A 4196-nucleotide genomic window follows, 5' to 3' on the forward strand; every position below is an offset into this window, starting at 1 on the left:
GTTTGAGAAAGAGTTGTAGACTACTAAGTCAGATGGGAGATGGGAGATGGGAGATGGGAGACTGGCAGTGTGCCTACGGCAGGCTATCGCCAACGGCTCCGCTCACTGACTGGGGGACTGGTGGACTGGATTTCACCATTACCATTACCCTTTACCCTTTACCCTTTACCCTTTACCCTTTACCCCTTCCCCCTTCCCTCTTCCCCCTTCCCTCTTCCTCGAAAGCCTAAAACCTAAAGCCTAAAACCTAAATGAAATACCACATACCGGGAATTATCGAGGGTTACTCGCAGGGTTATTTTTTGATGGCAGATGATGAGGATAGCGACCTTCAGTGGTATTCTAGCGACAAACATGCGCTGATTCCACTCGACGATCGCTTTCGGTACCCGACATCATTGCGACGCGTCATCAATCAAGATCGCTTTACTGTCAGGATTAATGGGGATTTTCGAGCGGTTGTAGCAGGTTGTGCCGATCGCGATACTACTTGGATTTCTCGGGAGCTTCAGGAGATCTACTGGGAGTTGTGCCAAGCGGGTTGGGCGTATAGTTTTGAGACTTGGCAAGGGAACGAACTCGCTGGCGGTATCTTGGGGATTGCTGTCGGTGCTGCCTTTATTGGCGAATCGATGTTTTTTCATATTCCCGAGGGATCGAAAGTGGCGATGGTGCAGTTAGTCAATCATCTCCGCCAGCAAAATTTTCGGCTCTTTGACGCCCAAATGACTAATCCACACCTCGAACGATTTGGTGCATATACGATCGATACCGAGCGATATCAAAATCTACTCCAAGTCGCGATCGCCCAGAAGTGTCAATTTAATCCTAAGATTATCTAGAAAATAACCCCAATCGGGATTTTTGGACAAGCAGGATTCTGTCTACTAGCAAGTAGTCTAGTCCCGCCTCTGCTACAACCTAAAGCCTAATCCCTAAAGCCCAAAGTCTAACCCCTATCCCGTCTCTGCTACAACCTAAAGCCTAATCCCTAATCCCGACCCCGCCCGCAGTTGTTGACGATAACGAGAATGCAGTAACAAACTTACCTTGCCTAGTAACTCCTCGATCCCAATAGGTTTGCCCAGTAAATCGTCAGCACCACATTCAAGTCCATACGCGGCTTGAGAACTGTCGAGTGCCGTAAATAAAAGGATGGGCGTCAAATCCCAGGTAGGATTACCTCTGATGCGCTTAGTCATTTCAAACCCGTCAATATGAGGCATGTTGATATCGAGCACGATCAAATCTGGCGGTAACAATTCCATAATTTGCAGGGCAATGTTTCCGTCGGTATAGGCGATCGTCTCATAGCCTGCGGAGGATAGAATAGCTTCCGTAACGGAGAGGATTTCCGGCGAATCATCAACGATGAGGATTCTATCCGTATGTAACTTGACACCTGTCGCAACTGATTTCATTTATCAAAACTTTTATTTAATAAAGGGATATAAGCTTGTATAGTGCAACATTATAACCGATGTGCGTCATTGAAAATATCAGTAGTTACTAAAAGTCATGGGGATGGCAATCCAGAAATAGATTGGTGTCTGAGACACTACCATATCATAGATTCGAGCATTGTTTTAGTTGCCAACGATCGATAATAACCTGACGATCTTAATTGGCGATTGTGCCCGATACGATCCTATTTTGCTCGGTCGCTATGTCTAGGAAGAGCCAGGTCTTCTGAAGCTTTACTGAGTAGCGTTAGCAATACTCAATATCGATCGGCAAGATGACCGACGTGGTAAATGACGATCGCACCCTGAGCGATTTCTCTATATGGCGTTAGCAGGTTTCGGCACGATCGGCCGATCGGCCGATCGATCCCAAACAGTTGGATTTATAAGTATTTTGTCTTGGTATAATTTGCTATATTGAGATCTCGATCGCAATAATTTGATAAAATTTCTAGCAGGCGAACTATTAGACAAACAATTATTCTAATTATTTGTCTAGATCTTAATATCACACGTTCAATAACGATCGATTGAAAAGCAAATCACGAAAGTGTGTTGGCTATTTATTTATAAAACCTCAACATCGAGCGATCGCTATCATTAGGAATTAGATTGGTAATAGCATTAATTTGTCCGAATGTTATTTGGTGTCTAATAAGTAAGAAAATGTGTTGAAATATATAGACTGCTTGGTAATATCCGAATAATTATAGCAACTTTTTTAGGCTCGATCGATAGATATCGCAAGTGTTGCAAGTACAATTTTATACACAAAAATATCCGTTTAGTTGAGTTGTCAGTAAAGTTTGAACAGATCGAAAAAGCTCCGTAACGATCGACACAGATGTAAAAAATAGTTTGGTCGGACGATCGCCGACTTATGTGTAAGCTGACAATCTGACGACTATGGTTTCAGCAGATCGGCTCTCCAGCAGGGCATTGCTGAATTGATGTATGATTTCCCTTTTTGTGCAACTCCCAAATCCCCTTCTCCCAGTCACCCAGTCCCCCAGTCCCCCTTTCATACCCAGATTCAGCAACGCCAAATAAGGTTAGGGAAGGTGAAGGCGAGCGACGCCAGCAGAAGGACTGTAGACTAGATCTACATTCATCCACACTTGCTCCGCTCATGTCTAGCGATCCTGACTACCTCCAAAAAATCCTGACGGCTACCGTCTACGATGTGGCGATCGAATCACCACTCGATCGCGCTCCAATTCTCTCCGATCGTTTGAAAAATCAGATTTTGCTCAAGCGAGAAGACATGCAGCCTGTTTTTTCCTTCAAGCTGCGCGGGGCTTATAACAAGATGGCTAAACTGCCGCCGGAATTGTTGGCGCGGGGGGTAATTGCGGCTTCGGCTGGCAACCACGCGCAGGGTGTGGCGTTAGGTGCCAAGCGACTGGGCACCACTGCGACGATCGTCATGCCAGTGACGACGCCGCAAATGAAAATCGATGCAGTTGCGGCTCGGGGTGCAGAGGTAATTCTCTCGGGCGAGACTTACGATGATGCCTATGCTTATGCCTGTCAGCTTGGCGCAGAGCGGGGTTTGACTTTTATTCATCCTTTTGACGATCCCGATGTAATTGCCGGACAGGGGACGATCGGGATGGAGATTTTGCGTCAGTATCAACAGCCGATTCATGCAATTTTTGTCGCGATTGGGGGTGGTGGGTTGATTGCTGGGATTGGCGCATATGTCAAGCGGTTGTATCCCGAGATCAAAATTATTGGCGTGGAGCCAGTCGATGCCGATGCGATGAGTCGATCGCTTGCGGCTGGGGAGCGAGTCAAACTCGATCGGGTGGGTTTATTTGCCGATGGGGTGGCTGTGAAGGAGGTAGGGGTCGAAACCTTTAGATTGTGTCAAAAGTATGTCGATGAGACGATCCTGGTCGATACAGACGACATCTGTGCGGCAATTAAGGATGTGTTTGAGGACACTCGATCGATCTTAGAACCTGCGGGGGCGTTGGCGATCGCAGGTGCCAAAGCCTATATCGAGCGCGAGGAAATCGTGGGTAAAACCCTGGTGGCGGTGGCTTGTGGTGCCAATATGAATTTCGACAGGCTGCGATTTGTCGCCGAGCGGGCGGAAGTTGGCGAACGCCGCGAAGCAATTTTGGCGGTGACTATTCCGGAGGAGCGGGGCAGTTTTCGGCGCTTTTGTACCTGTTTGGGGACGCACAATCTCACGGAATTTAACTACCGGATGGCGAATGCGACTCAAGCGCATATTTTCGTCGGCGTTCAAGTCCAAAATCGGGCAGATACTGCGACGATTATTGCTAAATTGGTAGCTGAAGGCTTTAAAACGATCGATCTAACCGATGATGAAATGGCTAAGCTGCACCTGCGACATCTCGTCGGCGGACGTTCGTCAGTGGTGCAAGACGAACTGCTCTATCGGTTTGAGTTTCCCGAGCGCACGGGCGCACTCACCAAATTTCTCAATAGTATGAACCCCGAGTGGAATATCAGTCTCTTCCACTATCGCAATCACGGTGCCGATTACGGACGCATTTTAATCGGGATTGAGGTACCACCGACGGAAATGACTGCTTGGGCGGATTTTCTCGATCGCACCCCCTATCGTTACTGGGACGAGCGCCAGAATCCTGCTTATCAGTTGTTTTTGAGTTGAGGCTTAAGCCACTTGCTCAGTCTCTACTGGATGTATGCAGGTTGGCTAGACTTCGTTTGAGTTGGCTTACCCCCCCAACCCCCCCT

General features: G+C 47.6%; 3 protein-coding genes. 2 read left to right on the forward strand and 1 reads right to left on the reverse strand.

Going from position 1 to position 4196, the window contains the following annotated elements; translation table 11 throughout:
* The first annotated feature begins 251 nt into the window (after nucleotides 1-251).
* Nucleotides 252-842 (forward strand): leucyl/phenylalanyl-tRNA--protein transferase, encoded by a 591-nt coding sequence (gene aat, locus RMO52_RS00225; RefSeq protein WP_310409959.1) that lies wholly within the window; start codon nucleotides 252-254, stop codon nucleotides 840-842.
* 135 nt (nucleotides 843-977) lie between these two features.
* On the opposite strand, the gene RMO52_RS00230 is transcribed toward aat, so the two are convergent.
* Nucleotides 978-1421: a response regulator gene (locus tag RMO52_RS00230; protein WP_310409961.1), complete on the reverse strand. Its 444-nt coding sequence runs from the start codon at nucleotides 1419-1421 to the stop codon at nucleotides 978-980.
* 1171 nt (nucleotides 1422-2592) lie between these two features.
* On the opposite strand from RMO52_RS00230, the gene ilvA reads away from it, so the two are divergent.
* On the forward strand, nucleotides 2593-4110 hold the full coding sequence (gene ilvA, locus RMO52_RS00235) for a threonine ammonia-lyase, biosynthetic (protein ID WP_310409963.1): 1518 nt from the start codon (nucleotides 2593-2595) through the stop codon (nucleotides 4108-4110).
* Nucleotides 4111-4196 lie beyond the last annotated feature (86 nt).

This window comes from Chamaesiphon sp. OTE_8_metabat_110 (genome assembly GCF_031382685.1).
GTDB lineage: Bacteria > Cyanobacteriota > Cyanobacteriia > Cyanobacteriales > Chamaesiphonaceae > Chamaesiphon.